The sequence below is a fragment of the Bittarella massiliensis (ex Durand et al. 2017) genome (assembly GCF_001486165.1).
GTDB lineage: Bacteria > Bacillota > Clostridia > Oscillospirales > Ruminococcaceae > Bittarella > Bittarella massiliensis.
In genome coordinates, this window is the sequence record NZ_LN908976.1 from 696,084 (window position 1) to 719,792 (window position 23,709).

The window sequence follows — 23,709 nt, forward strand, 5'->3', positions numbered from 1 at the left end:
CCATGGATATTCGCGAAGCGCAAAGCGCAGCCAGTGAGCTGCTTTCTCAGGCCAAGGCCCAGGGGGCCACGGCCGTAGAACTGCACCTGGGAGAGTTCTCCTTCAAGGCGGAGTTTGCCCCGCCGGTCTTTGCCGCCCCCGCAGCGGCCGCTGCCCCCGCCCCTGCCGCCCCCGCCATCGAGGGGACGCCGGTGCCCTCCCCCATCGTGGGCACCTATTACAGCTCCCCCTCCCCCGAAGACGAACCCTTCGTCACCGTGGGGCAGGAGGTGAAAAAGGGCGACGTCCTCTGCATCGTCGAGGCCATGAAGATGCTCAACGAGATCCAGAGCCCCTGCGACGGCAAGGTGGCCCGCATCTACCTGCAAAACGGCGAGCTGGTGGAGTTCGGCCAGACGGTGATGGTCATTCAGTAAGACCTGGCAAATTTTTGCGGGGCCCCTCTGGGGCCCCGCCTTGAGAGAGGAAACAGACGATATGAGCGATGTGTTGCTGACAAAAGAGCAGATCCAGGAAATCATCCCCCACCGGAACACCATGCTGCTGATCGACGAGATCACCGAGCTCGAGCCCGGGGTGCGGGCCGTCGGGCGGATGCACCTGAGCGGCGACGAGGTGTTTTTTGACGGGCACTTCCCCGGCTACCCCATCCTGCCCGGGGTCTTTACCATGGAGGCGCTGGCCCAGACCGGGGCGGTGGCCATCCTCTCCCTGCCCGAGTACAAGGGGAAGATTGGCCTCTTCGGCGGGCTGGACAAGGTGCGCTTTAAAGAGCCGGTCCGCCCCGGGGACACCCTGGAGCTGTCGGTGGAGATCATTAAGCGCCGGGGGCCCATCGGCATCGGCAAAGGGGTGGCCTACGTCAACGGCAAAAAGGCCGCCTCGGGCGAATTGACCTTTGCCATCCAGTAAGCAAACACGCCTTCGCCAAGCCATCTGATTCGAGCGCAATGGAGGTCTCTCGTTATGTTTTCTAAAATTCTCATCGCCAACCGGGGCGAAATTGCGGTGCGGATCATCCGCGCCTGCCGGGACATGGGCATCACCAGCGTGGCGGTCTACTCCACCGCCGACCGGGAGGCCCTGCACACCCAGCTGGCCGACGAGGCCATCTGCATCGGCGGGCCGCTGGCCAAGGACAGCTATCTCAACATCCGCAATCTGCTGGGGGCGGCCGAGGCCAGCGGGGCCGAGGCCATCCACCCCGGGTTCGGCTTCCTCTCGGAAAACCCCGACTTCGCCAAGGCCTGCGAGGACTGCGGCATCGCCTTTATCGGCCCCTCCAGCAAGACCATCTCCCTGCTGGGGGACAAGGTGGCCGCCCGCCAGACCGCCCGGGAGGCCGGGGTCCCGGTGACCCCCGGCTCCGACGGGGCGGTGGGCGAATACCGAGAGGTGGAGCGGATCGCCCGGGAGATCGGCTTTCCGGTGATGCTCAAGGCCGCCTCCGGCGGGGGCGGCAAGGGCATCCGCAAGGTGGATGGGCCGGAAGAGCTGAAAAACGCCTTTATGGAGGCCGCCGCCGAGGCCGCCGCCAGCTTTGGCGACGGGCGGGTCTACATCGAGAAGTTCGTGGCCGACCCCCGGCACATCGAGTTTCAGATCCTGGCCGATGCGCTCGGCAACACGGTGCACCTCTTCGAGCGGGAGTGCTCGATCCAGCGCCGCCACCAGAAGTTGGTGGAGGAGGCCCCCTCCTCCCTGCTGACCCCTGAAAAGCGCGCCGAGATGGGCGCCGCCGCCGTGGCGGTGGCCAAACAGGCGGGGTACCGGGGGGCCGGCACGGTGGAGTTTCTGGTGGACGGGCAGGGGGATTACTACTTCTGCGAGATGAACGCCCGCATCCAGGTGGAGCATCCGGTCACCGAGCTGGTCTGCAGCCTCGACCTCATCGAGCAGCAGATCCGCATCGCCGCCGGGGAGGCGCTGGGCTTTGCCCAAGAAGACCTCGCCCTGCACGGCCACGCCATCGAGTGCCGCATCAACGCCGAGGACCCCTACCACAACTTCGCCCCCCGCCCCGGCACGGTGGAGGGGCTGCATGTCCCCGGCGGGCCGGGGGTGCGGGTGGACTCGGCCATCTACCAGGGCTACACCATCCCCCCCTACTACGACAGCATGCTCTCCAAGCTGATCGTCTGGGGGGAGAGCCGGGAACAGGCCCTGGCACGGATGAAGCGCGCCCTGGCCGAATACCTCTTTGACGGGGTCATCACCAACATCGACCTCTCCATGGCCATTATCAGCTCCGAGGCGTTCACCACCGGCAACTTCGACACCAACTTTTTGGAAAAGAGCGATCTCCTGGCCCAGTTTTCGCGCCAGGGAGAGGGGGAATAGACCGTGATCCTGGACATGTTCAAAAAGACCCGCACCGTCTCGCAGTTCCTCAAGCCGCAGAAGGACGACGAGGGCGACCCCAAAGAGGTGGTGGTCTGCAAGCGCTGCAAAAAAGAGGTGCTGCGGCAAAATTACGCCAAAAACCTCTTCGTCTGCCCCCTCTGCGGCCACTGCAGCCGGGTCTCGGCCTATGACCGCATCGCCATGACCTGCGACGAGGGCAGCTTTCGCGAACTCGACCGCAAGCTGCGCAGCGCCAACCCCCTCAAGTTCAAGGGCTACCCCGAAAAGCTGGAAAACCTGCGCAGCGCCACCGGCCTGCAGGAGGCGGTGGTCACCGGGGTGGGGAAGATCGGCGGCCACCCCGCCGCCGTCGGGGTGATGGACAGCCACTTTCTCATGGCCTCGATGGGCAGCGTGGTGGGGGAGAAGCTGGCCCGTCTCTTTGAGTACGCGGCCAAGAAAAAGCTGCCGGTCGTCCTCTTCACCGCCTCCGGCGGGGCGCGGATGCACGAGGGCATCTACTCCCTGATGCAGATGGCCAAGGTCAGCGCCGCCGTGGGCCGCCACTCCCAGGAGGGGCTGCTCTACGTGACCGTTCTCACCGACCCCACCACCGGCGGGGTCACCGCCAGCTTTGCCATGCAGGGCGACATCATCCTCGCCGAGCCCCGGGCCACCATCGGCTTTGCCGGGCGCCGGGTCATCGAGGGGACCATCGGCGAAAAGCTGCCCAGCGGCTTTCAGTCGGCAGAATTTCTCTGTGAGCACGGCTTTGTGGACCGGATCGTCCCCCGCCCCGAGATGCGGGAGACCCTGCAAAAGATCCTGGCCATTCACAGCAAGTAAGGAGGGCGCGCCATGGCACCGAAAACCGCCTATGAGCGGATGCAGCTCATCAAAAATATCCACCGCCCCAGCGTGGAGCAGTACGTCTCCGCCCTGGTGGAGGACTTTATCGAGTTTCACGGCGACCGCGCCTTCGGCGACGACGCGGCCATCTACGGCGGCATCGGCCTGTTGGACGGCCGGGCCGTGACGGTGGTGGGCCACCGCAAGGGCCACTCCACCGAGGAGAACATCCGCTACAACTTCGGGATGGCCCACCCCGAGGGGTACCGCAAGGCCATGCGGCTGTTTGACCAGGCCGAGAAGTTCGGGCGGCCGGTCCTCCTCTTCGTCGACACCCCCGGCGCCTTCTGCGGGGTCGGGGCGGAGGAGCGGGGCCAGGGCGAGGCCATTGCCCGCTCCATCCAAAAGCTGATGTTCCTCAAGGTGCCGGTCCTCACCGTCATCACCGGCGAAGGGGGCAGCGGCGGGGCCCTGGGGCTGGCCGTGGCCGACCGGGTCTACATGCTGGAGAACGCCGTCTACTCGGTCATCTCCCCCCGGGGGTTCGCCTCCATCCTCTGGAAAGACCCCTCCAAGGAGGAGCAGGCCGCTGAATTGCTGAAGATGACCGCCCCCGACCTGTTGGGGTTCGGCATCATCGACGGCATCATCCCCGAGCCCAAGGGCGGGGCCCACACCGACCCGGCCAAGACCTGCATCGCCGTCAAGGAGGTGCTGGTGCGGGAGCTGGAGGCCCTCTGCACCCAGAATACCCGCACCCTGCTGGACAACCGGTACCAGAAGTACCGCAGCATGGGGGTCTACGGCGGCTGACGCGCCGACGGTCCATTGCCTTTTGCAGGCGGCGGAACACATTCCGCCGCCTTTTTGCATATTTTAAAAAAAGCCGACTATTTTTGGACAATATCCGTTGTTTCACAACGCCAAACTTGCTATAATACAAATATATCGACTTTTCAACTGAATAGATGGGCAAACCGGGCGAAAGACCGGGACGCAAAGCCAAGGGCCTACCTCCCCCCAGGGGGACAGGGCAGCCGGCTGCACCTCCCCCCTTCCGTATCGCACTGCGCCCATCCGGCAGATCAGTCAAAACAGGAGGGGATTTTTGATGTTTCGACACGGCAAGCGGGGGATCGCCCTCCTCTGTGCCCTTCTCTGCGCGCTGCTCTGCCTGGGGGCCCTGCAGCGGCCCTGGCGGCACAGCCCCAGGCCACCGCCACCGTGCGGGTGGGGTTCCCCATTTTGCAGGGTTTTTCTGAAAAGACGGCGGACGGGGAGTACACCGGCTACACCTACGAGTACCTGCAGGAGATCGCCAAGTACACCGGCTGGGAGTACGAGTTTGTCGAGGTCGAGGGGGACATCAACACCTCCCTCACCACCCTGCTGGACATGTTGGAGTCCGGGGAGATCGACCTGATGGGGGGGATGCTCCGCAGCGAGCAGACCGAGGAGCTCTACGACTTTCCCGAGTACAGCGCCGGCACCTCCTTTGCGGTGCTGACGGTCCGCGCCGACAACACCCGCTTCAGCGAGAGCGACTACTCGGCCCTCTCCAACATCCGGGTGGGGGCCCAGGCCACCGCCAAGCGGCGCATCCAGCACTTCGAGAGCTTCTGCACGGCCAACAACATCGACGCCCAGGTGGTGACCTATCAGGGGGAGGACCCCTGGCTGGATGCGCTGGACAGCGGCGAGGTGGACGCCCTGTTGGAGGCGGACACGGCGGTGGGCTCGGATCGGCGAATCATTGCCCGCTTTGCCGAGAGCCCCCACTACTTTGCCACCACCAAGGGGAAGACCGACATCATCAGCGGTCTGAACACCGGTCTCGCCAAGATCCGCGAGGTGGATTTCCACTACGACACCCAGCTCTACGAGAAGTACTTTGGGGAGAACGACGACCCGACCCTCTTTTTGAGCCAGGAGGAGCGGGACTACATCTCCTCCAGCGGCACCCTGCGGGCGGTCTACCCCGCCGGATGGGACCCCCTACACCACCAGGAAAAGGGGGAGTTCACCGGGGTGAGCGCCACCCTGCTGGAACAGATCGGCCGCGAGACCGGCCTCTCCTTTGACTGCCGCGAGGTGGCCAGCTACCAGAAGGGAGTCGAGATGGTCCAGGCGGGGGAGGCCGACCTCCTCATCGGGGCGCCCCCCAACGCGGAGGCGGCCACCGAGGCCGGCCTCACCCTCACCCAGTCCTACCTGCCCTTACAGCGCATCCTGGTGCGCGGCAACGCCACCGACCCCGGCAGGGAAAACCGCTCCGCCTGCCTGCGGGGCTACCCGGTCAACGATGAGCTGGCTGGGCAGGAGATCGTCTGGTATGATACCCCCTTGGCCTGCCTGCAGGCGGTGGAGCGGGGAGAGGTCGACTCCTTTGTCACCAACTCCTACCTGCTGCAACAGTACCTGCAAAACCGCTCCTCCCGCAATCTGGTCTACTCCCCGCTGGACGACTCCTCCGCCGGGCTCTGCCTGGCACTCCCCCGCCCGGCGGACACCACCCTGCTCACCGTCCTCAGCAAGGCCATCGGCAGCATCTCCGAGCGGGAGCGGCAGGACGCCGTCTTTCAAAACACCCTCACCACCCAGCCAAAGGTCAGTCTGATGGGGTTGCTCTACGCCTACCCCCTGCAATCGGTGCTGATGGTCGTCGCCCTTTTCGCCGTGGTGCTGGGGCTGGTCATCTTCTTTGTGCGCACCAAGATCCGCCACCAGCAGCGGCTGGTGCTGGACGGGCAGCGCTACCGCACCATCGCCGAGCTCAGCGACGAGTTCCTCTTTGAATACGACGTGCGGGCCGACTCCCTCACCGTGTCCGACAAGTTCGCCAAGGCCTTTGGCTGCGACCTGGTCATCCCCCACTACCAGGCGCGGGCGAGCGAACTCTTCCCCAACCTGTCGGGGTGGGACGAGCAGGTGGTCAAGCAGATGTTCGATCTCAACCAAAAATCGGTTCAGGCAGAGATGCGCTGTTCCCTGGCCGACGGCTCCTCCGCCTGGTTCTCCCTGCTGCGCGTCTGCCTCTATGACGATGAAGACCGCCCCCTCTACTGCATCGGCAAGCTGCGCAACATCGAAAAGGAGCGGGCCGAGCGGGTCTCCCTCCTCCACCGCTCCCAGACCGATGGGCTCACCGGGCTCTACAACCGCAGCACCTGTGAAAAGGAAGTTCTGCAGCTGTTGGAGGGATTGCAGCCCGGCGAGACGGCCGCCTTCCTCCTGCTGGATCTGGACCGCTTCAAGTCGGTCAACGACCGGTTTGGCCACCAGATGGGGGACGACGTCCTCACCGAGCTGGCCCGCTGCATGGAGGAGGCCTTCCCCGGCGGGGTGCTGGGCCGGCTGGGGGGCGACGAGTTCATCGCCTGCCTGCCCAGTTGCAGCGCCGCCGAGGCCACACAGTTGGCCGAAGGCTTCTGCCGCCGGTTGGTGGAGCGCTGTGAAAACCGCCACGCGGACATCAGCGCCAGCGTGGGCATTGCCATCGCCCGCCCGGGCGACACCTTTGAGGAGCTGTACCACCGCTCGGACAAGGCCCTTTACCAGGCCAAGGCGGAGGGGGGCAACACCTTCTCCCTGGACGGCTGATTGCCGCCCCCTTTCAAGAATACAAGAAGAGCGCCCCACCCCTGTCGGGGATGGGCGCTCTTTTTTCTGTGCTCTACCCGCTATTGGCCGGGGTCCTCCTGGTCGAGGACCACCGAAAACTGAAAGAGGTCGGCCCGATAGAGGGACTTGACCACCTCCAGCGGCTGGCCGGTGTTGTCGGAGGTGACCGACTTCACCAAGAAGGCGGGGGCCCCCACCTTCTGCTCCAGGAGCACCGCCTCCTCCGGGCCCAGAAGGGCGATCTCCAGCACCTCTTCCGAGTGGACGGGGTAGATGTTCTTCAGCTTTTTCAGGTAGCCGTAGGAAAAGACGGTGGCGGGATCGCACTCCATCTGCCCCTCAAACCGGCTAAAGCTGCGAAAGGTCTCGTTGAGGACGGCGGGGGTGTCGTCGGCATAGCGCACCCGGTAGAGGCGGATGGCCTTCTCCCCCTCCCCCAGGTGCAGGTTCTCCCGCACCCGGGCCGGGGGCTCGTCCACCACCTCGTAGGCGAGCACCTTGGTGGAGGGGTTTTTGTTGTTGCGCTCAAACATGTCGGTAAAGCTCTGGATCCCCTGCAGCCGGTTGTCGATCTTCTGGTTGTAGACAAAGGTGCCCTTGCCCTGGCGGCGGCGGGCATACCCCTCCTCCACCAGGTCGTTGAGGACCCGGCTGGCGGTGTTGCGGCTGACGCCGTACTCCTCCACCAGTTGGGCCTCACTGGGGAGCTTGTCGCCATTTTTGTAGATGTCCGCATCGATCTTGTGGATGATGTCCTGTTTGATTTGGTTGTATAAAAAGCTCTTGGCCACCCGCTCTGCTCCTCTCCTGTCATCAAGCGCCACAGCGCACCACTTTACAGTATCTATTATACCCTATCCCTGCAACCGGTTGCCAGTCGTGTTTTCCCCATAGTTGACGCCAAAAGTTTGGCGCAATTGCCAGGGCACCTCTCGGGGGACAAAAAAGTGGGCCGCCCCCTCAAAAAGGGGAGCGGCCCGCCTGCCGGGTGCGCAGGTATCGCTACCAGAACAGCCAGCCAAAGATGCTGCCAAAACCCGCCAAAAGGCCGAAGAGGAGCGCAATCAGTGGCGAGGCGGCGGCGAGGACGGTGAAGATCAGCGACCGGTTGGCTGCCGTGCGGGCCCCCGCCAGGTCCCCCCGGCCCAAAGCGCCCTCGATCTGGGAGGCGTAGACGATCCCCCCGATGCCGATGAGACCGAAGGGAAAACAGAAAAAGCAGCCCAGCAGGGTGGCGAGGATGGAGAACACCAGATAGGTGCTGCTCGACGGCGCGCCGGGGTAGACCGGCCGCGGAGGCGGTACCGGGGCGGCGCCATAGGGCGGCGGAGGCGGTGGCAGGGGAGCGCCGCACCGCTGGCAAAAACAGCAGTCGTCCTCCCAGCGGGTGCCGCAGTGGGGACAAGTCTTCATCGCAGATCCCTCCTGTTTCACAGGGGGCCAAACGCCCCCTTCTACCCCTTCAGGATACCGCAAAGCCGGTCGGGGCGCAACCGGCAAAAGGGCGCTAAAATGCGCACAAATTTCTTACGATTGCAAAAGAGGGCCGCCGGGACGGCCTGTCTCGGCGGCCCTCCTTCCCTTCTCAGAGGACCTTGCTCAAAAACTCCTTGGTGCGGGGGTGCTTGGGCGCCTTGAAAATCTCTTCCGGGGTCGCCTCTTCGAGGATCTGCCCCTCGTCCAGGAAGATGACCCGGGTGGCCACCTCTCTGGCAAAGCCCATCTCGTGGGTGACCACCATCATGGTCATCCCCGATGTGGCCAGCTCCTTCATGACGTCCAGCACCTCGCCCACCATCTCGGGGTCAAGGGCGGAGGTGGGCTCGTCAAAGAGCATAATCTGCGGCTCCATGGCCAGGCTGCGGGCGATGGCCACCCGCTGCTTCTGCCCGCCGGAGAGGGAGTTGGGGTAGCTGTCGGCCTTGTCGGCCAGCCCGACGCGCTCCAGCAGTTCCCGCCCTTTGGCCTCGGCCTCCTCCTGGGTGCGGCCCAGCACCTGCACCGGGGCCAGGGTGAGGTTTTTGAGGACGGTCATGTGGGGGAAGAGGTTGAAGTGCTGAAAGACAAAGCCCATCTTGGCGCGCTGTTTCTGCAGCTCTTTGGCGCTTTTTTTGTCGCTGGTGTTGAGCACCTGGCCGTCGATGGTGACAGTGCCGCTCTCGGGCACTTCCAGCCCGTTGATGCACCGCAGCAGGGTCGATTTGCCCGAGCCCGAAGGGCCGATCAGGCAGATGATCTCCCCCTTCTCCACATTCAGGTTGGCGTCTTTCACCGCGTGCAGAGAGCCGAAGCTCTTGTTGATGTGTTCGAGTTTAATCACTTTCAGCCAACTTCCTTTCAATCTTCTTGCCAAAGTGGGAGATGGTCAGGGTCAGGGTCAGGTAGACCACACAGGCCAGCGCCAGGGGGGGGATGAAGTTGTAGTACCGGGCGCCCAGCACCTTGGCACTCTGGGTCAACTCCACCGCGCCGATGGTGGAGATCAGGGAGGAGTCTTTGATGAGGGTGACAAACTCGCTGACCAGAGGCGGCACGATCCGCTTAAAGGCCTGGGGGAGGATGATGTGGCGCATCATCCCGGTGTAGCTCAGCCCCAGGGACTGGGCGGCCTCCCACTGGCCCCGGTCGACGGCCATGATGGCCGAGCGGATGAGCTCACAGGAGTAGGCGCCGCTGTTGATGCCCATGGCGATGATGCCGATGGCGTAGGGGTCGATGTTCACAGCCGAGCCGGTGATCGCCTTGCAGACGACGGGGAAGCCCAGGAACCAGAAGAGGATCTGCACCAGCATGGGGGTGCCGCGGATGAATTCCACATAGACCGTGGAGATGGCCCGCAGGATCTTGCTCTTGGAGATGCGGGCCGCCGCCGCCAGAATGCCCAGCACCGTGCCGGCCAGCAGGGCGCAGATGGCGATGATGATGGACCAGCCGGCGGAGCGGGCCATAAACAGCAGATTGTCTGCCGCAAAGATTTTTTCCATAATCAGAACAATCCTTTACTCAATTAGTCGGCGGCGGACACCCCGAGACGGCGAGAGGACAGGCCCGGGGGCCTGCCTCCTCTGTTCGCCGGGGGACACGGGGCCCGCCCGCTGAAAACGATTACTTCTCGCAGGGCGGGGCGCTTAGCCCTCGATCCCCCACTTGTCTTTGAGCTGCTGGGGCGCATCGGAAGCCAGGAACTGGGCGATGGCGCTGTTGATCTCTTTGAGCAGTTCGTTGTTGCCGTTTTTGACGATGATCTGGTTTTCCTCTTTCACCAGGGGGTCGCCGAGGATCTCCAGGCTGCTGTTGGCGGCGACGTAGTTCTTGGCCACCTGGCCGTCGCAGACCACCGCGTCCAGAGCGCCGGTCTTCAGGGCCTCAAACATGACGGTGTAGTCGCCGGGGCTGGAGATCTTGGCGTCTTTGATGTTCTCCTCGGCGGCCTTGGCGCCGGTGGTCTCGGTGCCGGCGCCGATCTTCTTGCCGGTCAGGTCGTCCAGGTTCTTGTAGCCGGACTCCTTGCTGACCACCACCAGCTGCTCGCTGATCAGGTAGGTGTCGCTGAAGAGGCAGTCGCGATCAGGGTCGTAGGTGAAGGCAGAGATGCCCACGTCGATCTGCCCGGCCTGCAGGGCGGTGATGATGCTGTGAAAGTCCATGTTCTTGAACTCCACCTCGATGGCCTTGCCGTCTTTGCCCATGTACTTGGCCAGCTCGTTTGCCATGTCCACGTCAAAGCCCTCGACCTTGCCATCGGTCCCCAGGGACTCGTAGGGCGGGTAGTCGGCGGAGATGCCCACCACCAGTTTGCCGGGGGTCATGACCTCTTTGTCGTAGGCCTTGCCGGTGGCCTCGGTCTTTTTGCCGCCACAGCCGACTAGGGACAGGGCGCCGATGCTCAGCGCCAGGGTGGTCGCCAGGATCTTCTTGATTGCGTTCATCTTTTGTTTCTCCTCTCAATGTCCGCCGGGCTTTTCTCTCCCCGGCTCTTTATCAAAATGGGTTTGCGGCTTACAGGGTGACGATGCAGAAGCCGTCAAAGGTGTACTTTTTCAGGTGGTTTTCATCCTCCTGGTAGGGCAGGTCGCCGGCCTCGATGGCGGCAAAGGCGTCGGCCACCTGGCCGAGGGTCTTGCCCTCTCTCATGGGCTCGTTGTGGGAGCAGATGAGGGTGTAGTCGCCGTACTTGGCGGCCACCTCTTCCATGGTCTTTTTGTAGGTGTCGATGACCGATTTGAGCCCGTCGTGGGAGTCCAGGTGGGCGTAGAGGGTGGCGGGGTAGAAGGTGTCGCCGGTGAAGAGCAGCTTGTTTGCGTCGTCGGCGAGCATGATGCTGTCGGGCGAGTGCCCGGGGGTGTTGAAGGCGGTGAGCACCCGGCCGCCCAGGTCAAACTGGTGCCCGTTCTCGATGGGCTGGTAGTTGCAGGGCTTGATGGCGTACTCCTCGGGGACAAAGTCGTCGGGGTAGGGGATCCAGTTGGAGCCGGGTTTCAGGTTGTCCTCCACCTCCTGGTGGGTGAGCCCCTCTTTCATCCGTCTGATGGCGCCGGGGTGGTTGTAGATGTGCACCTTCTCAAACATCCAGTTGCAGCCGATGTGGTCGAAATGGCTGTGGGTGTTGACCACCACCAGCGGCTTGTCGGTGAGAAAGTCCACTACCTTTTTGATGTTGCCCATCCCCATGCCGGTATCGATGAGGAGGGCTTTCTCGCCGCCCAGGACCAGGTAGGAGATGACCTCCTGGAAGTGGCCCGGCTCGTAGATGGCGTAGACGTCGCAGGGCAATCTGTAGACCGAGAACCAGGGGTCGGGCTGCTCGACTGCTTCCAGGGTCGCGTACTGGGGTCTGGGCAGCGCCTCGTACCAGGCATCTGGCTGAACGGCGTCGGCAATCTTTTCGGGCATGAGAAATTCCTCCTTGTGTGTTTTGGGGTGCTGTCCCCTTCGTTCGGGAGAGTGCATGTATAATTATACGCAAGCATTACCCGTTTGTCTACCCCTTTTCCCCTCTTTTCCCGCCTATTATTCGCAATAAAATATCTTTTGTTTTGTGCGAAACGGCAAAAATATAAATTTATACGGCATATTATTCATTTTTAATGCATTCTCTGTATATTTTGGCCCCTGCAAAAAGGAGGGCCGGGCGGGGCAGACTTGTGGTAGAATAGAGCCAAACAACCCGCTCCGCCAAGCGCGGGGCGGGCAGAGGAAAGGGAGGCGACGGCATGCGGGGACTGGTGCTGTCCGGCGGCGGGGCCAGGGGGGCCTACGAGATCGGGGTCTACCGGGCCCTGGCCGAGGAGGGAGGGCTCTCCTTCGGGGTGGTGACCGGCACCTCGGTGGGGGCGCTCAACGCCGCCCTCATCGCCCAGGGCGACCTGGACCGGGCGGAGTCCCTCTGGCGGCAGATCACCACCGAGACGGTGCTGCAGTTGGACGCGGCGTCCCTGAGCGCCCTCCCCCCCGGCGAGGCGGTGACCACTGCGGTGGGGTTTGTCAGCCAATACCTGCAAAACGGCGGCGTCGACACCTCTCCCCTCAAGGCCCTGCTCGAGGACTGCATCGACGAGGGGCGGGTGCGCCGCTCCCCCACCGAGCTGGGGCTGGTGACGGTGGAGTACCCCACCCTCAAGCCCTGTACCCTGCTCTGCCGCGACATCCCCGAGGGCAGGCTCATCGACTATCTGATGGCGTCCAGCTCCCTCTTCCCCGCCCTGCAGCGCTGGGAGATCGACGGCAAACTCTACATGGACGGGGGCTACTACGACAACCTGCCGGTGGAGCTGGCCGGCCGCTGCGGGGCCGACGAGATCTGGGCCGTGGACCTGCACGCCCCCGGCGTCAAGCGGCCGGGCAGTCTCAAGCGCGCCCGGGTCATCGACTGCTACTGGGACCTGGGACCGGTGCTCGACTTCTCCCCCCGGCAGGCCCGCCACAACCTGGCGGTGGGGGCCCAGGACGGGCGGAAGGCCCTTGGGCTGCGCGACGGGTTTGCCTACACCTTTGCCCGGGGGGAAGGGGATGCCCTCCTCCCCCTGCTGCGCATCACCCGGGCCGAGTTGGAGGCGCTGCTGGGCGGCCTCTCCCCCCTGACCCGCATCGGCCTGCAGCGCACGGTGCGGACCCTCTTTCGCCCCTACGGCTACCGGCTGCGCAACTATGAGGACATGGCCCTGCGCTGCGCCGAGGTGGCGGGGGAGCTCTTCTCCGTCCCCCACACCCCCACCTACACCGCCGCCGGCTTTCTGCGCTCCCTGCAGGGGCGGCGGGCGGTCTGGGCCAGGCGAAAAAAGCGCTCCCTCTCCCAGGAGGCGGCGCTGCGGATGGCGGGGGAGCTGCGCAACCCCCTGGACATCGCCAAGCTGGGGACAGTGATCCCCAAGGAGGCCATTGCCGCCGCCTTTCTCTACGTTCTCGACCGGGCGGACCAGAAAAGATAAGCGCCAAAAAGCCCTCTGCCGATCGGCAGAGGGCTTTTCTCTATAAATGGCACTAGTCGACTTCGTCGACGGGATCGCCGTGGACGACGACCTGTTTTTCCAGCAAGTCGGTGCGCATGTGCAGCTGAAACTGATCCTGTACCTGTAAGCTGTAAGCGACCCGATTTCCCTCGGCGGTAAAGGAGATCCGGTCCATCCGCACCCCCAGCGCATCCAGTTGGTCCAGTATCCCCCGCACGGCGGTGGCAAAGGCCAGCTTGTCGGCAAACTCGCCCTGTAATCTCAGGTCCAGGTGCACGCTGTCCAGGTCGCCCAGATCGCCGGTGGAGAACTCCTCCCCCACCTGGGGGTCGCGGATGTCCACCCAGACGCTCATCCCGGCGATCTGCGCGTCGCCCTTCAGCTGCTCGTACAGCTGCTCTTCCAGCTGGCGCTCCACCCGCCGCTCGGCCATCGCCCGCTGGGGGGTGTAGTAGTCCAGCAGGGGGGTGGCGGCCGCCGCCCCCACCCCCGCCAATGTCAGCATGAGGCAGAGAAAGCCGCTGAGAAAGTCGTACTTGAACCGCTCTCCCCGCAAAATCACGTGGGAGGCGATGATTTCCAGCCCCAGGACCACCAGCAGCAGCGGGGCCCAGCGCAGGGCGCTCAGGAGATGGAAGTTGGGGATCACCAGGTTGAGGATGGCCAGGGCGCCGGCGTAGATGAGGGCCAACCCCAGGCTGAAGGTGCCCACCCGGCGCCGCTTGTCGCGGGGCGGGACCGGGTAGACCGGCACCTGCCCCACAGGCGCGCCGTATCCGGGGCCCTGCCAGGGGCCGCCATTGGGGGGCGGGGTCTGGCCGCCGGGCACAGGGCCCGACTGGGGATCGCCGGCCCCCTCCTGCCGGGGAGCGCCCGCGGCAAAGGGGTCCTCTCTGCGCTCGTCGCGGGGGGTGTTACTCTCCGTCATGCTCGCTCTCCTCCTCTCCTTGATAGGGGACAAAGGGGATCTCCTTCTCCCGCTTGTTCCGGCCGATCACCAGGTAGAACCCCAAGGCGATGACCGCCAGCGCCACCACCAGGGTGGGCAGGCTGTTGACAATGTCCCAGAACAGGCCCGAGTGAGCCAGGGCCCGCCGCAGGTAGGGCATCAGCAGATTGTCCAGCAGCACATACAGCCCCAGGGCGATACAGCCCAGGCCGGCCCAGATCTGGGTCTTGCCGCCCAACCGCTTTTTCAGCCCCTCCATGTCGCTGGGTTTCCAGAGGAAATCGTCGCAGGCGCGGCGGTACTGCAGGGCGTCGTAGGGGAGGCTGCCCAGGTTCATGGAGTCGAAGAAGGCGTAGAACCAAATCACCGGGATGGCGAAGAGGAAGAGCCCGATGTTCAGCCACCCCGAGACGGCGATGGCCCCAAAGAAGAGGGCCATCAGCGAGACGCCGCGGCGCATCAGCCCCAGATACATCTGCCCCGCGCCGGGGAGGAGGGACCAGAAGAAGGTCAAAAATTTACTCTTTCTCATTTTGAAATACCTCTCTCAAATCAAATCGGTTCATCAGGTCGCCGGTCTTCTGGCTCACCTGATCCACAAAGGCCGCGGTCTGCCGCGCCAGGGAGGGAGTGTCCTCCTCCCCCTCGGTGCGGGACCAAAAGCTGCCGGTAAAGACCCCCGACACCCAAAAGACAATGGCCAGGCAGGCGGCCACCGCCATGGTGCCCCACTGGCGCAGCTGGAGGCGGCGCTCCCGCCGGCGCAGGGTCTCCATCACCCGGGGGGCGACCGGCTCCCGCGGGGTCAGCAGCCCTTCGGGGGAGAGCAGCGCGCTGTAGGCGGCCACACAGCGGTCACAGCTGGCCAGGTGCTCGGCCACTTCGAGGCGGCTCTCCTCGGGCAGGCCACCGGCCTGCAAGGCCGCAAGGGCCTGGCCGGTCAGGTGTCCATCTCGGTCAAACAGCGTCATCTTCCCTCTCCCCTTCCAGTTGTTTTTTCAGCCGTTCCCGCCCTCTGGTCAGCTGGGTCTGCACCGTTTTCAGGGGGCGACCCAGGGTGACGGCGATCTCGGTGGCGGTCCTCTCCTCTAATAGGGAGAGGGCCAGCACACTGCGGTAGGGCTCTTTCAGCCCCTCGATGGCGGCGGCCACCCGCTCCTGCGACTCCCGCTGTATGTACTGCTGTTCTGGCGGCGGGGAGGGGTCGGCCATCCCTGCGGCCAGCGCCCCCTCGCCGTCGAGCTGGGTGCGGCGGCGGTAGCTGCTCTTTAAAAAGTCCTTGGCCTTGTTGGCCGCCACTCGGCAGAGCCAGGGGCGGATGTGTTTGCCCTCGCAGTTGTCGACAAAGCGATAGGCCGCCAAAAAGGTCTCCTGGGTCAGGTTCTGCGCTTCCTGGTAGTCCTCCACCAGCTGGTAGCAGACGGTGAATACCAGGTTTTGGTACTGCTTCATCAGCTCTTCAAATTCGCTCTCCCGCATCCCTGGCATTCCCTCCTTTCAGGCGGCTCTGTCTATAAAACGATCGAGGGCCGCCCCTGTCTTCAACTTTTGCAAAGTTTTTTTATATTTTGTGGGCAAACCTTTAAAAAGGGGGCTTCTACCCGGCGGCAGCGCCCCGTCGTGGGCTCTCCCCGCGCCCCGCCGCGCCCACGGCGGACGGTGGGGGGCTGCCCCAGCCTTCCAAAAACTCCTCCCCCTTTTCGAGGTCCCCGGGTCAGGGGTCCTCGAAGAGGGCGGCGCTCCGCTCGGAAATCCAAAGTCCAACTCGAAAGGGCGGGCGTCCAGCCGGGTATGGGGCCTGACCGAAAATGGTGGGGCCCCATCGGGAGAGGCGGCCTCCAACCGGGAAAACGGACCCCCAACGGAGGGGAACAAGTTTCATCTGAAAAAGACAAGGGGCCGCCGGGAGGGGCGAGCCCCAACCAAGAAAAGCGCGGCCCAAGTGGAGCGGGCGAGGCCCCGACCGCGTGGGGAAAGGACCAGAGAGAAGGGGCAACAGCCCAACTGGGGTTGGCAACAGGCTCCTTCTCTCCCAATCCCAGCGAGCGGCAGGCACCCCTGCCCGCCCTTTTTCGGCGGCTGGCCCGCTCCCCTCCCCCTAAAAACCATATCCTCCCCGCCAGATGACCTCGGCGGCACAGATGAGAGCGACTGGTACCACCCCGGCACTTCCCCCCCTGCCGCCGGTTACTTCAAACCCACAGCAAAAGCCTTTCCTTTCACTGCCGGGGTGGAGACGCCCGGTGGGGGGTGCGGCGGGCGATATGCGCCTGGGATAATGCGTAAAGAAAAAAGCGGCCTGTTTTCACAGGCCGCTTTTGTGTCGGCATCGCCCTATTTTCCCAGGCAGCTTCCCGCCAAGTATCTTCAGCGCTGCGTAGCTTAACTTCCGTGTTCGGGATGGGAACGGGTGGGTCCTACGCGCCATCAACACCGACTGTCTTTGACGGTGTCTACTATATCACATCTCCCCTGCCTTGTCAACCGTCTCTCCCCTTTTTTGACCGCTCCTTTCCCCCGCCTCCAGTGCCCCCGAAAATGCCTCCCAGATATTGACTTGCAGGGAAAAAAGCCGTAGAATAAAATAAACAAATTAACGGTTCTCGCCTTTTGTGTTTTCGTGTAACACGTACAAATATATTCCAAATTTTTTGGCATATTCCTATATGAGCGGGGTTTTCTCTGCTCTTTTTGCAATTGGCGGCGCCTTTTGAGGAGCGTATTCATGGAACGAAGCAGCGGCGTTTTGTGCCCTGTCACCAGCCTTCCCTCGCCCCACGGCATCGGCACCCTGGGGCAGGCGGCCCGGGATTGGATCGACTTTCTGCACCACAGCGGGCAGCGGTGGTGGCAGGTACTGCCCATCGGCCCCACCAGCTACGGGGACTCCCCCTACCAGCCCTTTTCGGCCTTCGCCGGCAACCCCTACTTCATCGACCTGGACACCCTGGCGGAGGAGGGCCTCCTCCGCCCAGAAGAGGCGGCGGCCCCCGACTGGGGAGACGACCCCCAGCAGGTGGATTACGGCCGCATCTACCAGCACCGGGAGGGAGTGTTGCGCGCCGCCTACCAGCGGGCCAAAAAGCAGACCGACCAGTCGGGCTTTCTCGCCTTTTGCCGCAAACACATCCACTGGCTGGGGGACTATGCCCTCTTTATGGCCCTCAAGGGCCACTTTGGTGGCCGCCCCTGGCAGGAGTGGGAGGAGGACATCCGCCTGCGGGAACCCGCCGCCCTGCGCCGCTACCGCACCCTTTTAAAGGACGACATTGCCTACCACAAATACCTGCAATACCTCTTTTTCAAGCAGTGGGCCGCCCTCAAGGAGTACGCCGCCGCCCGGGGGGTGGGCATCATCGGCGACATCCCCCTCTACGTGTCTATGGACTCGGCCGACGTCTGGGCCAACCCCCAGCTCTTCTGGCTCGACGAGGAGCGGCAGCCCCGCTTTGTGGCCGGCTGCCCACCCGACTACTTCTCCCCCACCGGCCAGCTCTGGGGCAACCCCCTCTACGACTGGGAGCGGATGAAGCGCTCGGGCTACCGCTGGTGGATCCAGCGGCTGGGGCTGCAGCTGCAGTGCTGCGACCTGGTGCGCATCGACCACTTCCGGGGCTTCTCTAGCTTTTGGGCCATCCCCTTTGGGGACGAGACCGCCCAGGGCGGCCACTGGGAGACCGGGCCGGGCCTCCCCTTCTTTCAGGCCCTGAAAAAGGCGCTGGGCGACGGCCTGCCCCTGATTGCCGAGGACCTGGGCTACCTGACCCCCGATGTCCATGAGCTGCTGGAGGCAGCCGGTTTCCCGGGGATGAAGGTGCTGCAGTTCGCCTTTGACGGGGGGAGCGACAACGCCTATCTCCCCCACAACCACCGGGCAAACAGCGTGGTCTACATCGGCACCCACGACAACGACACCCTGGCCGGCTGGTTTGAAAAGGCGGGGGAACACACCCGCCAATACGCCGCCGACTACCTGGGTTTTCTGCCGGAGGAGGGGTGCAGTGCCCCCTTTCTGCGGGCCGCCCTCGCCAGCGTCTGCGATCTCTGCATCTTTCAGGTGCAGGACCTGCTGGAGCTGGGGAGCGAGGCGCGGATGAACACCCCCTCCACCACCGGCGGCAACTGGTGCTGGCGGCTGACCCCTGGGGCCCTGGGGCCCGAACTGGCAGAGTCACTTCGTCAAAAGACAGCGGCGTATGGGCGGTTGCCCGCCGGTCGCTGAGGGAATACACCTCTCTTTTGAGACCAAACGGGAAAGGAAGGAAATGACCATGAGCTACAAGGACACCTATGCGGCCTGGAGCGCCGCCCTGAAGGGCACCGAATACGAGGGGGAGCTGACCCAGATCGGCGCCGACGACGCCCTCTGCGAGGACAGCTTCTACAAGCCGCTGGAGTTTGGCACCGCCGGCATGCGGGGCACCATCGGCCTGGGCACCAACCGGATGAACATCTTCACCGTCCGCCAGGCCACCAAGGGGCTGGCCGACTACATCAACGAGATCGGCGGGGCCGACCGGGGGGTGGCCATCGCCTACGACTCCCGGCTGTACAGCGACCGCTTCGCCCTGGAGACCGCCCTGGTCCTCTGCCAAAACGGCGTCAAGGTCTACCTCTACGAGTGCCTGCACTCGGTGCCCCAGCTCTCCTACGCGGTGCTGAAGCTGGGCTGCATCGCCGGGGTGGTCATCACCGCCAGCCACAACCCGCCCCAGTACAACGGCTACAAGGTCTACGGGGAGGACGGCGGCCAGCTGGCCGTGGAGGACGCGGCCACCGTCACCGGCTACATCGAAAAGATCACCGACATCTTCTCGGTCGCCCCCATGGAGCAGAAGGCCGCCGAGGAGGCGGGGCTGCTGCACTTCATCGGCAAGGAGATCGACGAGCAGTACTACCAGGACGTGCTCTCGGTCTGCATCAACCGCTCGGCCATCGACGCCCAGAAGGACTCCCTCAACATCGTCTACACTCCGCTGCACGGCACCGGCAACATCCCGGTCCGCACCGTGCTGGGGCGGCTGGGTTTCCAGCACCTCTACGTGGTGAAGGAGCAGGAGCTGCCCGACCCCAAATTCCCCACCGTGAGCGCCCCCAACCCCGAGGACCCCGCCGCCTTTGTGCTGGCCACCGAACTGGCCAACCAGGTGGGGGCCGACATGCTGCTGGCCACCGACCCCGACTGTGACCGGCTGGGGGTGGCCGTGCGGCAGAAGGACGGCTCCTTCCAGGTGCTCACCGGCAACCAGATCGGGGTGCTGCTGCTGGACTACATCCTCTCCCAGAAAACCGGCGACCGCAAGGGCGACGAGTTCGTGGTCAAGTCCATCGTCTCCACCGAGATGGCCGACGTCATCGCCGCCCACTACGGGGTGGAGCTGCGCCGGGTGCTCACCGGCTTCAAGTTCATCGCCGAGCAGATCAAGCTCAGCGAGCGCACCGGCAAGGGGACCTTCCTCTTTGGCTTTGAGGAGAGCTTCGGCTATCTCAGCGGCACCTTCGTGCGGGACAAGGACGCCTGCATCGCCGCCACCCTCACCACCGAGATGGCCTGCTACTACGCCGAGAAGGGGATGAACCTCTACGACGCCCTCTGCGCCCTCTACGAGAAGTACGGCTATTTCGACGAGAAGGTCCTCTCCAAGACCCTGGCCGGCAAAGAGGGGATCGCCAAGATCCAGGGGGCGGTCAAGACCGTGCGGGCCAACGCCCCCAAGGAGATCGCCGGTTACCCCATCACCGCCTACGCCGATTACCTGCTGCAAAAACAGGTGAACTGCGCCACCGGTGAGGAGAGCGCCATCACCCTGCCCAAGTCGGACGTGCTCAGCTACCAGATCGACGGGGGCAGCTTCATCCTCCGCCCCTCGGGCACCGAACCCAAGCTGAAGGCCTACCTCTCGGCCAGCGGCAAGACCCAGGCCGAGGCGGACGAAAAGTTTGACAAGCTGGTCACGGCCGTCAGCACCCTGATGGATGAGCTGACCAAATAACCATTTCCCATTTTTCGCCTTTTGGGGAGGGCGCGCGGCTTTTTGGGCCGCGCGCCCTCTCTTTTTGCGCCATATTAGGCAATTCCCCCCCCGTGAGGCCGACCTCATGTTCGGAAGATGGGTTAAATATTTTCCAATCTTTTTCAAAACTTCTCTGTTTCGTGACCGCATTCGTGACCGTGCGCTGATAGGATGGTGACAGAGAGAAGAGAAGGATGCCGTATTCGCACCCTCCACAGGAGAAAGGAATGAGCAGAATGAAACAGCGTTCGCCCAGAATAGAGAAGCGCCGGCCCGGCCAGAGGGCGGCCCAGCGCTTTTTGGCGGCGGCTCTGTCCGCTGCCATGGTGTTGGGGATGTCCACCGCCGTGCTGGCCGCTCCGGCCCAGCGCGAGGAGGGGGTCTGGTATCTCGACGACGGCGACATCGCCGTCACCGCCAAGGCCGACGGCCACCAGTACCTGACGCAGGGTGACAGGGCCGAGGTCCTCGACGACCACCCGGTCATCTCCCAGCGAGAGGGCAGCACTGCCAACACCGTGACCCTGACTGGAACGGCGGGCCAGATGACCGATGTCACTCTGCGCGGGGTGACCATCGCCGCTGCGGCCAACAAGGCGCCCGTCTCGGTGGCCGGCGGCAGCGCCCGCATCGCCCTGGCGCAGACCAACCGTCTCACCGGCGGCAGCGGCCGGCCCGGCATCCAGGTGGCGGGCGACAGCGCCCTCATCCTCGCCGGCAGCGGCGCGCTCACCGCACAGGGCGGCAGCTCGGCGGCGGGCATCGGCTCCGGCGCCCGCACCGCTGCGGGGAACATCGCCATTGCCTCCGGCGACATCACCGCCATTGGCGGCAGCCGCGCAGCCGGCATTGGCGGCGGCGACGGCAGCTTTGGCGGCACCATCGCCATCTCCGGCGGTAAAATCAACGCCACCGGCAACGGCGGCGGCGCTGGCATCGGCGGCGGCTCCAACGGCTGCAACTCCTATGAGGAGGGCAGCATTGCGGCCTATATCTCCATCACTTCCGGCCAAATCACCGCTGCGGGCGGCACACAGGGCGCCGGGATCGGCGGCGGCTTTCAGCGCATCGCCCACGTGAACATCTCCGGCGGCACCATCGAGGCCACCGGCGGTTCGGGCGCGGCGGGTATCGGCTCGGGCGAGTACCCCTTCTCCGCCAAGGGGAGAAACCAGGTCACCATCACCGCCGGGAATATCACCGCCATCGGCGGCGGGGTGTCAGACGGCTCCTTCGGCGGGGCGGGCATCGGCTGCGGCATGCGCTCCAGCTCCCTCTCCAGCGCCGGGGACATCACCTTGGGCACCGAGGGGGGCAGCGACAGCGCCCTCGTCGTCCGCGCCACCGGCGGCCCCTCTTCGGCCGGCATCGGTGGGGGCAACGGCAACAACAGCGGCGCCATCTCCATCTTGAGCGGCACCATCACCGCCAAGGGCGGCAATTCCGGGGCCGGCATCGGCGGCGGCAACTCCCTGAGTTCCGACAACAAAATCGAGCGCATCGCCATCTCCGGCGGCAGGATCGAGGCTTTCGGCGGCTCCTCCGGCGCCGGCATCGGCGGCGGCCGGGCGGTGGACGGCGGCGCCATCGCCCTCCAAAACAGCGCCCGCGTCAAAGCGGTGGGCGGCCCCTCGGCAGCGGCGATCGGCGGGGGCGGCTATGCCGACGGCAGCACCATCTCCATCGACCCCACGGTTGCCCTCGAGGCCTATGCCTCCGGCGAGAAGTGGGCCATCGACCGCAAAAACAGCGACCTCTCCGGCGTCAAAGGCATTTTGAACGGCCGCTTTGACGGCTTCTCGGAGAGCGGCAGCTTTGTAAAGGCAGACAACGAACTGACCCTGGACACCGAGACGGCACTGCAGCTCCTCGACGGCAGCGGTCAGGTGATTGCCGGTCTGCATCTGCCCATCAACCCCCTTGTACACAAATCCACCGTCGGGCGGAGGGTCTATCACTCCTTTGCCCTCTCGACGGGCGACGGCACCGCCTATCTGCGCAACAGCGACAGCCAGTACGGCGACCGCTACACCGACTACCCCAGCGCGGACGGCCGCGATGCGGTCTACCCCCTCAGCGGCAGCCAGCTGGTCAACATCGACCACATCCGCTTCACCGAGCGCGCGCCGAGCCACCTGGTCTCCTACACCGTTGAGCACTGGGTCGAGGGCGAGCAGTCGCCCCGGGCCACCGAGACGGTCAGCGCCCAGGTGCCCCTGCACCAAAATACCCTGGCAGTCCAGCCCGTCACTTCCCGGAACATTGAAAACTACCAATTCCTCGGCACCGACCCCGAGACCCTGCCCGAGGCGGTGGAGAACGGCAGCGTGATCCGCGCCCTCTACGGCGCGGACGAGAGCAAGGTCAAGACCCTCTCCTACACCGTCGAGCACTGGGTCGAGGGCGAGAGCGCCCCCCGCGATGTGGACACGGTGACCGCCCAGGTCTGGGCAGGCGCTGCCGACACCCTGGCGGTGGCCCCCCTCTCCCCCCGCACCTATACCGGCTATACCCCGGACCATACCAGCCCGGCCGAACTGCCGGACACGATTGAAAATGGCGGGGTGATCGCCCTCTACTACCGGCAGGACGACAGACAGACCAAGACCCTCTCCTACACCGTCGAACACTGGCTTGACGGGGAGGACGCCCCCCGCGACACCCAGCGCGTTGAGCGCCAAGTCTGGGCGGGCGCCGACGATACCCTGGCGGTGGAGGCGATCGCCCCCAACCAGTACGCGTGGTACACCTTCCGCGGGTACGCCCCGGAGCGTCTGCCCGCGACCGTTCGCAGCGGCGCTGTGATCCGGGTCCTCTACTCGGCGGTGGAAATCCCCGTCGTTCCCCCTGTCGATCCCCCGGCCCCCGACACCCCGGCCACCCCTCCCACCCCCGTTTCGCCGGTGACCCCGGTGGTGACCCCGCCCGACGCGACGCCGGCCGGCCCGGTTGCCCCCGTCATCCCTATCGCCCCCGAGACCCCTGAAGTGGAGATCCCTGACCCGGAAACCCCCGAGGCCCAGACGCCCGCTGTCGACGTGGAGATCCCCGACCCCGAGACCCCGCAGTCGGTCTTCCCCTCCTGGGCGCTGCTCAACCTGATCCTGGCCATCGCCACCACCGTCGCCTCGCTCCTGCTGCTGGTCTTCTACTTTATCGGCAAGAAAAAGCGGAAAGAGGAGAGGGAAGAGGGCGCACCGGCCTGCGAGGGTGAAGCGGAGAAGGAGCAGCTCAAGCGCAAGGGCTTCTGGCGAGTGTTCAGCCTGCTGCCGGCCATCGGCTCCATTGTGGCCTTCCTCCTCACCGAGAACATCCACAACCCCATGGTCTTTACCGACCGCTGGACCCTGCTCATGGCCCTGATTGCCGCGATCCAGCTGGTCGTCACCGTTCTCTCCATCAAACGGCGGAAGGACAGCGGCGAGAGAGAAGACCCCGACGCCGCCACCGCCCAATAACTTTTCGGCAGTCCTATACCCCCCGA

General features: G+C 64.6%; 20 protein-coding genes, 1 rRNA gene and 1 riboswitch. Of the genes, 10 read left to right on the forward strand and 11 right to left on the reverse strand.

What is annotated here, in order from left to right; all coding sequences use genetic code 11:
• Nucleotides 1-2: 2 nt before the first annotated feature.
• From accB to BN3266_RS13825, 6 genes are all read left to right on the forward strand, one after another.
• The gene (gene accB / locus BN3266_RS06820; RefSeq protein ID WP_059004540.1) at nucleotides 3-416 is read left to right on the forward strand and encodes an acetyl-CoA carboxylase biotin carboxyl carrier protein; all 414 of its coding nucleotides are present in this window, start codon (nucleotides 3-5) and stop codon (nucleotides 414-416) included.
• 61 nt (nucleotides 417-477) lie between these two features.
• Complete coding sequence (fabZ, locus tag BN3266_RS06825; protein WP_021658226.1) at nucleotides 478-912, forward strand: 3-hydroxyacyl-ACP dehydratase FabZ; 435 nt, start codon at nucleotides 478-480, stop codon at nucleotides 910-912.
• Between the two features lie 54 nt (nucleotides 913-966).
• Nucleotides 967-2,340: an acetyl-CoA carboxylase biotin carboxylase subunit gene (accC, locus tag BN3266_RS06830; protein WP_059004541.1), complete on the forward strand. Its 1,374-nt coding sequence runs from the start codon at nucleotides 967-969 to the stop codon at nucleotides 2,338-2,340.
• A 3-nt stretch (nucleotides 2,341-2,343) separates the two neighbouring features.
• Nucleotides 2,344-3,189: an acetyl-CoA carboxylase, carboxyltransferase subunit beta gene (gene accD, locus BN3266_RS06835; protein ID WP_242861733.1), complete on the forward strand. Its 846-nt coding sequence runs from the start codon at nucleotides 2,344-2,346 to the stop codon at nucleotides 3,187-3,189.
• 12 nt (nucleotides 3,190-3,201) lie between these two features.
• On the forward strand, nucleotides 3,202-4,005 hold the full coding sequence (locus BN3266_RS06840) for an acetyl-CoA carboxylase carboxyltransferase subunit alpha (protein ID WP_059004542.1): 804 nt from the start codon (nucleotides 3,202-3,204) through the stop codon (nucleotides 4,003-4,005).
• 148 nt (nucleotides 4,006-4,153) lie between these two features.
• A riboswitch (cyclic di-GMP riboswitch) is annotated at nucleotides 4,154-4,241 on the forward strand.
• Between the two features lie 196 nt (nucleotides 4,242-4,437).
• Nucleotides 4,438-6,792 carry a GGDEF domain-containing protein gene (locus BN3266_RS13825; RefSeq protein WP_059004543.1) on the forward strand — a complete coding sequence of 785 codons (2,355 nt, stop codon included), beginning with the start codon at nucleotides 4,438-4,440 and terminating at the stop codon, nucleotides 6,790-6,792.
• Nucleotides 6,793-6,872: 80 nt separating this feature from the next.
• On the opposite strand, the gene BN3266_RS06850 is transcribed toward BN3266_RS13825, so the two are convergent.
• The 6 genes from BN3266_RS06850 to BN3266_RS06875 all read right to left on the reverse strand — a co-directional run bounded on the left by BN3266_RS06850 (nucleotide 6,873) and on the right by BN3266_RS06875 (nucleotide 11,706).
• Complete coding sequence (locus BN3266_RS06850) at nucleotides 6,873-7,604, reverse strand: GntR family transcriptional regulator (protein ID WP_059004544.1); 732 nt, start codon at nucleotides 7,602-7,604, stop codon at nucleotides 6,873-6,875.
• Nucleotides 7,605-7,815: 211 nt separating this feature from the next.
• Entirely contained in the window at nucleotides 7,816-8,226 is a 411-nt protein-coding gene (locus tag BN3266_RS13565) for a CD225/dispanin family protein (RefSeq protein ID WP_082671703.1), read from the reverse strand.
• 172 nt (nucleotides 8,227-8,398) lie between these two features.
• Complete coding sequence (locus BN3266_RS06860) at nucleotides 8,399-9,133, reverse strand: amino acid ABC transporter ATP-binding protein (protein ID WP_021658218.1); 735 nt, start codon at nucleotides 9,131-9,133, stop codon at nucleotides 8,399-8,401.
• Nucleotides 9,126-9,797 carry an amino acid ABC transporter permease gene (locus tag BN3266_RS06865; protein ID WP_059004546.1) on the reverse strand — a complete coding sequence of 224 codons (672 nt, stop codon included), beginning with the start codon at nucleotides 9,795-9,797 and terminating at the stop codon, nucleotides 9,126-9,128. Before BN3266_RS06865 ends, BN3266_RS06860 begins: the two co-directional genes overlap by 8 nt.
• A 144-nt stretch (nucleotides 9,798-9,941) precedes the next feature.
• A complete protein-coding gene (locus BN3266_RS06870) occupies nucleotides 9,942-10,742 on the reverse strand; it encodes a transporter substrate-binding domain-containing protein (protein WP_059004547.1) in 801 nt (266 codons plus the stop codon).
• Between the two features lie 70 nt (nucleotides 10,743-10,812).
• Nucleotides 10,813-11,706, reverse strand: a complete 894-nt coding sequence (locus BN3266_RS06875; protein WP_044991850.1) for an MBL fold metallo-hydrolase — start codon at nucleotides 11,704-11,706, stop codon at nucleotides 10,813-10,815.
• Between the two features lie 320 nt (nucleotides 11,707-12,026).
• Here BN3266_RS06875 and BN3266_RS06880 point away from each other — a divergent pair, with 320 nt between their 5' ends.
• Nucleotides 12,027-13,241, forward strand: a complete 1,215-nt coding sequence (locus BN3266_RS06880) for a patatin-like phospholipase family protein (protein WP_059004548.1) — start codon at nucleotides 12,027-12,029, stop codon at nucleotides 13,239-13,241.
• 52 nt (nucleotides 13,242-13,293) lie between these two features.
• Here the strand turns inward: BN3266_RS06880 and BN3266_RS06885 are convergent, their stop codons facing one another.
• From BN3266_RS06885 to rrf, 5 genes are all read right to left on the reverse strand, one after another.
• Nucleotides 13,294-14,190: a hypothetical protein gene (locus BN3266_RS06885; RefSeq protein ID WP_059004549.1), complete on the reverse strand. Its 897-nt coding sequence runs from the start codon at nucleotides 14,188-14,190 to the stop codon at nucleotides 13,294-13,296.
• Nucleotides 14,177-14,743 (reverse strand): hypothetical protein, encoded by a 567-nt coding sequence (locus BN3266_RS06890; RefSeq protein WP_021658211.1) that lies wholly within the window; start codon nucleotides 14,741-14,743, stop codon nucleotides 14,177-14,179. Before BN3266_RS06890 ends, BN3266_RS06885 begins: the two co-directional genes overlap by 14 nt.
• Entirely contained in the window at nucleotides 14,730-15,182 is a 453-nt protein-coding gene (locus tag BN3266_RS06895; RefSeq protein ID WP_059004550.1) for a zf-HC2 domain-containing protein, read from the reverse strand. Before BN3266_RS06895 ends, BN3266_RS06890 begins: the two co-directional genes overlap by 14 nt.
• Nucleotides 15,169-15,690 (reverse strand): RNA polymerase sigma factor, encoded by a 522-nt coding sequence (locus BN3266_RS06900; RefSeq protein ID WP_242861734.1) that lies wholly within the window; start codon nucleotides 15,688-15,690, stop codon nucleotides 15,169-15,171. Before BN3266_RS06900 ends, BN3266_RS06895 begins: the two co-directional genes overlap by 14 nt.
• 842 nt (nucleotides 15,691-16,532) lie before the next feature.
• Nucleotides 16,533-16,649 (reverse strand): 5S ribosomal RNA (gene rrf, locus BN3266_RS06905).
• A 287-nt stretch (nucleotides 16,650-16,936) separates the two neighbouring features.
• On the opposite strand from rrf, the gene malQ reads away from it, so the two are divergent.
• The 3 genes from malQ to BN3266_RS06920 all read left to right on the forward strand — a co-directional run bounded on the left by malQ (nucleotide 16,937) and on the right by BN3266_RS06920 (nucleotide 23,683).
• The gene (malQ, locus tag BN3266_RS06910) at nucleotides 16,937-18,433 is read left to right on the forward strand and encodes a 4-alpha-glucanotransferase (RefSeq protein WP_059004552.1); all 1,497 of its coding nucleotides are present in this window, start codon (nucleotides 16,937-16,939) and stop codon (nucleotides 18,431-18,433) included.
• Between the two features lie 49 nt (nucleotides 18,434-18,482).
• Entirely contained in the window at nucleotides 18,483-20,204 is a 1,722-nt protein-coding gene (locus BN3266_RS06915; protein WP_059004587.1) for a phospho-sugar mutase, read from the forward strand.
• Nucleotides 20,205-20,452: 248 nt separating this feature from the next.
• Nucleotides 20,453-23,683 (forward strand): FILTED domain-containing surface protein, encoded by a 3,231-nt coding sequence (locus tag BN3266_RS06920; RefSeq protein ID WP_207644007.1) that lies wholly within the window; start codon nucleotides 20,453-20,455, stop codon nucleotides 23,681-23,683.
• Nucleotides 23,684-23,709: the final 26 nt, after the last annotated feature.

What these genes read in the sequence shown, in the direction of transcription:
- accB (WP_059004540.1), top strand. Translation starts at nt 3, where the DNA reads ATGGATATTCGCGAAGCGCAAAGCGCAGCCAGTGAGCTGCTTTCTCAG.
- fabZ (WP_021658226.1), top strand. Translation starts at nt 478, where the DNA reads ATGAGCGATGTGTTGCTGACAAAAGAGCAGATCCAGGAAATCATCCCC.
- accC (WP_059004541.1), top strand. Translation starts at nt 967, where the DNA reads ATGTTTTCTAAAATTCTCATCGCCAACCGGGGCGAAATTGCGGTGCGG.
- BN3266_RS06840 (WP_059004542.1), top strand. Translation starts at nt 3,202, where the DNA reads ATGGCACCGAAAACCGCCTATGAGCGGATGCAGCTCATCAAAAATATC.
- BN3266_RS13565 (WP_082671703.1), bottom strand. Translation starts at nt 8,226, where the DNA reads ATGAAGACTTGTCCCCACTGCGGCACCCGCTGGGAGGACGACTGCTGT.
- BN3266_RS06865 (WP_059004546.1), bottom strand. Translation starts at nt 9,797, where the DNA reads ATGGAAAAAATCTTTGCGGCAGACAATCTGCTGTTTATGGCCCGCTCC.
- BN3266_RS06870 (WP_059004547.1), bottom strand. Translation starts at nt 10,742, where the DNA reads ATGAACGCAATCAAGAAGATCCTGGCGACCACCCTGGCGCTGAGCATC.
- BN3266_RS06875 (WP_044991850.1), bottom strand. Translation starts at nt 11,706, where the DNA reads ATGCCCGAAAAGATTGCCGACGCCGTTCAGCCAGATGCCTGGTACGAG.
- BN3266_RS06880 (WP_059004548.1), top strand. Translation starts at nt 12,027, where the DNA reads ATGCGGGGACTGGTGCTGTCCGGCGGCGGGGCCAGGGGGGCCTACGAG.
- BN3266_RS06885 (WP_059004549.1), bottom strand. Translation starts at nt 14,190, where the DNA reads ATGACGGAGAGTAACACCCCCCGCGACGAGCGCAGAGAGGACCCCTTT.
- BN3266_RS06890 (WP_021658211.1), bottom strand. Translation starts at nt 14,743, where the DNA reads ATGAGAAAGAGTAAATTTTTGACCTTCTTCTGGTCCCTCCTCCCCGGC.
- BN3266_RS06895 (WP_059004550.1), bottom strand. Translation starts at nt 15,182, where the DNA reads ATGACGCTGTTTGACCGAGATGGACACCTGACCGGCCAGGCCCTTGCG.
- BN3266_RS06900 (WP_242861734.1), bottom strand. Translation starts at nt 15,690, where the DNA reads ATGCGGGAGAGCGAATTTGAAGAGCTGATGAAGCAGTACCAAAACCTG.
- malQ (WP_059004552.1), top strand. Translation starts at nt 16,937, where the DNA reads ATGGAACGAAGCAGCGGCGTTTTGTGCCCTGTCACCAGCCTTCCCTCG.
- BN3266_RS06915 (WP_059004587.1), top strand. Translation starts at nt 18,483, where the DNA reads ATGAGCTACAAGGACACCTATGCGGCCTGGAGCGCCGCCCTGAAGGGC.
- BN3266_RS06920 (WP_207644007.1), top strand. Translation starts at nt 20,453, where the DNA reads ATGAGCAGAATGAAACAGCGTTCGCCCAGAATAGAGAAGCGCCGGCCC.